Genomic DNA, 3,733 nt, shown 5'->3' on the forward strand with positions numbered 1-3,733 from the left:
GGAGTTCGTCGAACATCACACGCCGACGCGCGCGAAGGCGTCGCGGCTGATCCCCTGGGAGAGCACGAGCTTCGACCACTCACGGGCCGTGTGGAGGCTGTGATCGCGGTAGTTGCCGCAGCTGAACGCGTCGACGCCCGGGACATCCTCCCACTCGACGTCCTCGGCGATCGCGCGCAGCGAGTCGCTGACGGCGGTGACGACATCGCCGAGGTCCGGCTCGCCCCACATGATCAGGTGGAAACCGGTGCGGCATCCGAACGGCGAGATGTCGATGACGCCGCCGATGCGGTCGCGCAGCAGGCTCGCGAGGAGGTGCTCGATCGTGTGGAGGCCCGCCGTGGGGATCTCGCCCTCGTTCGGCTGCACCAGACGCACGTCGAAGTTCGAGATGACGTCGCCGCGCGGACCCGATTCGGTGCCGATGAGGCGGATGTAGGGAGCGAGAACGGCGGTGTGATCGAGCGTGAAGCTCTCGACGTCGGCCATGGGGGAAGTCCTTCCGGAATCGGGCACGGGTCTTCTGAGCCTACGCGCGGCGCCCGCGACCGGTGCCGCGTGCGTCGCCGCGTGACGCGCTAGGGTCGAGGCCGTGCCCGAGACCGCCCGTTTCCTCGTCGTGCTGGATGCCGATTCCACCCTCATCCGCAACGAGGTGATCGAACTGCTCGCCGACGAAGCCGGACGCGGAGCCGAAGTGGCCGCGGCGACCGAGGCGGCGATGCGCGGCGAGGTGGACTTCGCCACGAGTCTGCGCTCGCGGGTCGCGGCGCTCGCCGGAGTCCCGGTCGAGGCGTTCGCCCGGGCGATCGCGCGCATCGAGCCCACCCCCGGCGTGCGCGAGCTGATCGAGGCCGTCCACGCCCGCGGCGGTCTCGTCGGCGTGGTCTCCGGAGGGTTCCACGAGGTGCTCGACACCGTCGCCCCAGATCTGGGCGTCGACGTGTGGCGCGCGAACCGCCTGGTCGCCGCCGACGGCGTGCTCACCGGCGAGGTGGACGGACCGATCGTGGATGCCACGGCCAAGGCCGACACCCTCCGTCAGTGGGCGTCCGAGCACGGCGTGCCGGCGCACCTCACGTTCGCGATCGGCGACGGCGCCAACGACCTGCGCATGATGGAGGTCGCGGGCCTCGGCCTGGCCTTCAACGCCAAGCCGGCGGTCCGCGCGAGCGCCGACCTCGTGATCGGGCGCGTGGATCTGGCCGAGGTCATCCCCCTGCTGCCGCGCTGACGGCGGCCCTCTCCCGCAATGTCGGAGCCCCCGCGTAGGGTCGCCGCATGGACGTGATTCTGGTCCCGGGCCTGTGGCTCGATGCTTCCTCGTGGGATGCCGTGACACCCGCGCTCACCGAGGCGGGGCACGTCGTGCACCCGCTGACTCTGCCCGCCGATCCCACCGCGACGATCCAGGACTGGGTCGACGCGGTCGTCGAACGGATCGATGCCGCCGCGGAGCCCGTGGTCCTGGTCGGGCACTCCGGGGGCGGCAACGTCGTGTGGGGAGCCGCCGACGCCCGCCCCGACCGCGTCGTGCGCGTTGTGTTCGTCGACACGATGCCGCCCCCGCCCGGCGCGATGATCTCCGAGTTCCCCGTGGAGGACGGCGTCGTGCCGTTCCCCGGGTGGGACTTCTTCGACGAGCCCGACATCGCCGACCTCGACGACGACACCCGGCGCCGTGTCGCCGAGCGGGTGGTCGAGGTGCCCGGCACGGTGCCCACCGACCCGCTGCCCCTGTCCGACGAGCGGCGGTGGAACATCCCGGTCACGGTGCTGTCGGGTCAGCTGGACGCGGATTCGGTGCAGCACGCTCTCGCGCAGTGGGGTTCCTGGGCCGACGAGTTCGGGGCGATCCGCGACACCGAGGTCGTCACGCTCGGGTCTGGTCACTGGCCGCAGTTCTCGCAGCCCGAGGCGTTCGCGGAGAAGCTGACGGCGGCGGTGCGCTGAACGTAGGCGTGTCCGGGATCAATGCCCCATCCCGCGGGGCGGGGGCGCGACGGAGGGTTCTGCGCTCAGTGCCCCATCCCGAGCAGAACCCGGCGGGGCGGGGGCGCGACGGAGAGTCCTTCGCTCAGCGCCCCATCCCGCGGGGCGGGGGCGCGACGGAGGGTCCTGCGCTCAGTGCCCCATACCCAGGCCGCCGTCTACCGGGATGACGGCGCCCGAGATGTACGCGGCGTCGTCGCCCGCGAGCCAGGTGACGACGCCGGCGACCTCGTCGGCCGAGGCGAAGCGCCCCGCGGGGATGTTCTTCTTGTACTCGGCCTGGGTGTCGGCGGGGAGCTCGGCGGTCATGTCCGTCTCGATGAAGCCGGGGGCCACGACGTTCGCGGTGATGCCGCGGCCGCCGAGTTCGCGGGTGAGCGACCGGGCGAAGCCGACGAGCGCGCTCTTCGACGCGGCGTAGTTGATCTGCCCGGCCGAGCCGTACAGGCCGACGACGCTGGAGATGAGGATGACGCGGCCCCACCGCGCCTTGAGCATGCCCTTGGAGGCGCGCTTGACAACGCGGAAGGCACCGCCGAGGTTCGTGGCTACGACGCTGTCGAAGTCGTCTTCGCTCATGCGCAGCAGCAGCGTGTCCTTCGTGATCCCGGCGTTGGCCACGACGACGGCAATAGGCCCGAGCTCGGACTCGATCTGGGTGAACGCGGCGTCCACGGCGGCGGCGTCGGTGACGTCGGCACGCACGGTCAGGGTCCCGTCGGGGCCCTCGCCCGAACGGGCGGTGACCGCCACCCGCCACCCCTCGGCGACGAAGCGCTCGGCGATGGCGCGCCCGATCCCGCGGTTTCCTCCGGTGACGACGACGACGCGGTCCTGGGACATGTGAGACTCCTGCGGTGCGAGGGACGGAACCGGCCCAGCCTACCGACGACCCCGTGTCACTCGCCGTCGCGCACGTTTGACACGGCCCGCGTGACGCTGGAAGCCTGGGATTCCGGACGACGAAAGGGACGCTCGTGAGCGACGACAACAACCCCGCCCCGCAGAACGGGAACGACACGCCCACGACCCCCGAGGCGGCCCCCGGCGCAGCGGCGAGCGAGACGTACGCGGCTCCCCCGGTGCCGCCCGCGCCGCCCGCCCCGGCATACGACGCCCCCGCGGCGCCCGCGTACGAGACGCCCGCGCCCGAGGCTCCGCCGGCCCCCGCGTCCGGCGCCCCGGCAGCGCCCGCGTACGGCGCACCCGAGACCCCGGCCGCACCCGCGTACGGCGCACCCGCCTACGGCGCCGCGCCCGCGTACGGTGCACCTTCGCCCTACGGCACCGCTCCGTACGGCGCGGGCTACGGTTCCTCCGTGCGGACGAACGTGCTCGCGATCATCTCGCTCGTGGCATCCATCGCGGGATTGATCGGGGTCGTCCCGGTCATCGGACCGATCACAGGTGTCATCACGGGGCACATCTCGCTCGCGCAGATCAAGCGCACCGGAGAGAACGGCCGCGGAATGGCGCTCGCGGGGACGATCATCGGCTGGGTGGGGATCGGCGTCTCGATCCTCCTCATCATCTTCTTCATCGTCTTCGTGGGGATCGCGGCGAGCCAGTCGTCTCGATACGGCGCCTAATCGCGTCCGGCCCGGGCCGGACGGGCGTACCCTTGAGTTCACCGTGAAGACATCGCCCCGTGCCCAGTCAGCGACGTCGCTCCCGCAGGCCCCGGGGGACGACGCCAGTTCCCGCTTTGCCAAGTACATGGTGATGATGGGGATCCGCGTCG

General features: G+C 71.8%; 5 protein-coding genes. 3 read left to right on the top strand and 2 right to left on the bottom strand.

What is annotated here, in order from left to right; all coding sequences use genetic code 11:
- Positions 1-15: 15 nt before the first annotated feature.
- On the bottom strand, positions 16-489 hold the full coding sequence (locus tag I5G_RS04900) for an S-ribosylhomocysteine lyase (protein ID WP_022878060.1): 474 nt from the start codon (positions 487-489) through the stop codon (positions 16-18).
- A 103-nt stretch (positions 490-592) separates the two neighbouring features.
- On the opposite strand from I5G_RS04900, the gene serB reads away from it, so the two are divergent.
- Both serB and I5G_RS04910 read left to right on the top strand, forming a co-directional pair.
- Positions 593-1,234: a phosphoserine phosphatase SerB gene (gene serB / locus I5G_RS04905; protein WP_022878061.1), complete on the top strand. Its 642-nt coding sequence runs from the start codon at positions 593-595 to the stop codon at positions 1,232-1,234.
- A gap of 47 nt (positions 1,235-1,281) precedes the next feature.
- Entirely contained in the window at positions 1,282-1,953 is a 672-nt protein-coding gene (locus tag I5G_RS04910; protein WP_022878062.1) for an alpha/beta fold hydrolase, read from the top strand.
- Between the two features lie 171 nt (positions 1,954-2,124).
- Here the strand turns inward: I5G_RS04910 and fabG are convergent, their stop codons facing one another.
- Complete coding sequence (fabG, locus tag I5G_RS04915) at positions 2,125-2,835, bottom strand: 3-oxoacyl-ACP reductase FabG (protein ID WP_022878063.1); 711 nt, start codon at positions 2,833-2,835, stop codon at positions 2,125-2,127.
- Positions 2,836-2,969: 134 nt separating this feature from the next.
- Here fabG and I5G_RS20685 point away from each other — a divergent pair, with 134 nt between their 5' ends.
- Positions 2,970-3,581: a DUF4190 domain-containing protein gene (locus tag I5G_RS20685; protein ID WP_022878064.1), complete on the top strand. Its 612-nt coding sequence runs from the start codon at positions 2,970-2,972 to the stop codon at positions 3,579-3,581.
- Positions 3,582-3,733 lie beyond the last annotated feature (152 nt).

The organism is Microbacterium sp. B19, assembly GCF_000333395.1.
GTDB lineage: Bacteria > Actinomycetota > Actinomycetes > Actinomycetales > Microbacteriaceae > Microbacterium.

What these genes read in the sequence shown, in the direction of transcription:
- I5G_RS04900 (WP_022878060.1), bottom strand. Translation starts at nt 489, where the DNA reads ATGGCCGACGTCGAGAGCTTCACGCTCGATCACACCGCCGTTCTCGCT.
- I5G_RS04910 (WP_022878062.1), top strand. Translation starts at nt 1,282, where the DNA reads ATGGACGTGATTCTGGTCCCGGGCCTGTGGCTCGATGCTTCCTCGTGG.
- fabG (WP_022878063.1), bottom strand. Translation starts at nt 2,835, where the DNA reads ATGTCCCAGGACCGCGTCGTCGTCGTCACCGGAGGAAACCGCGGGATC.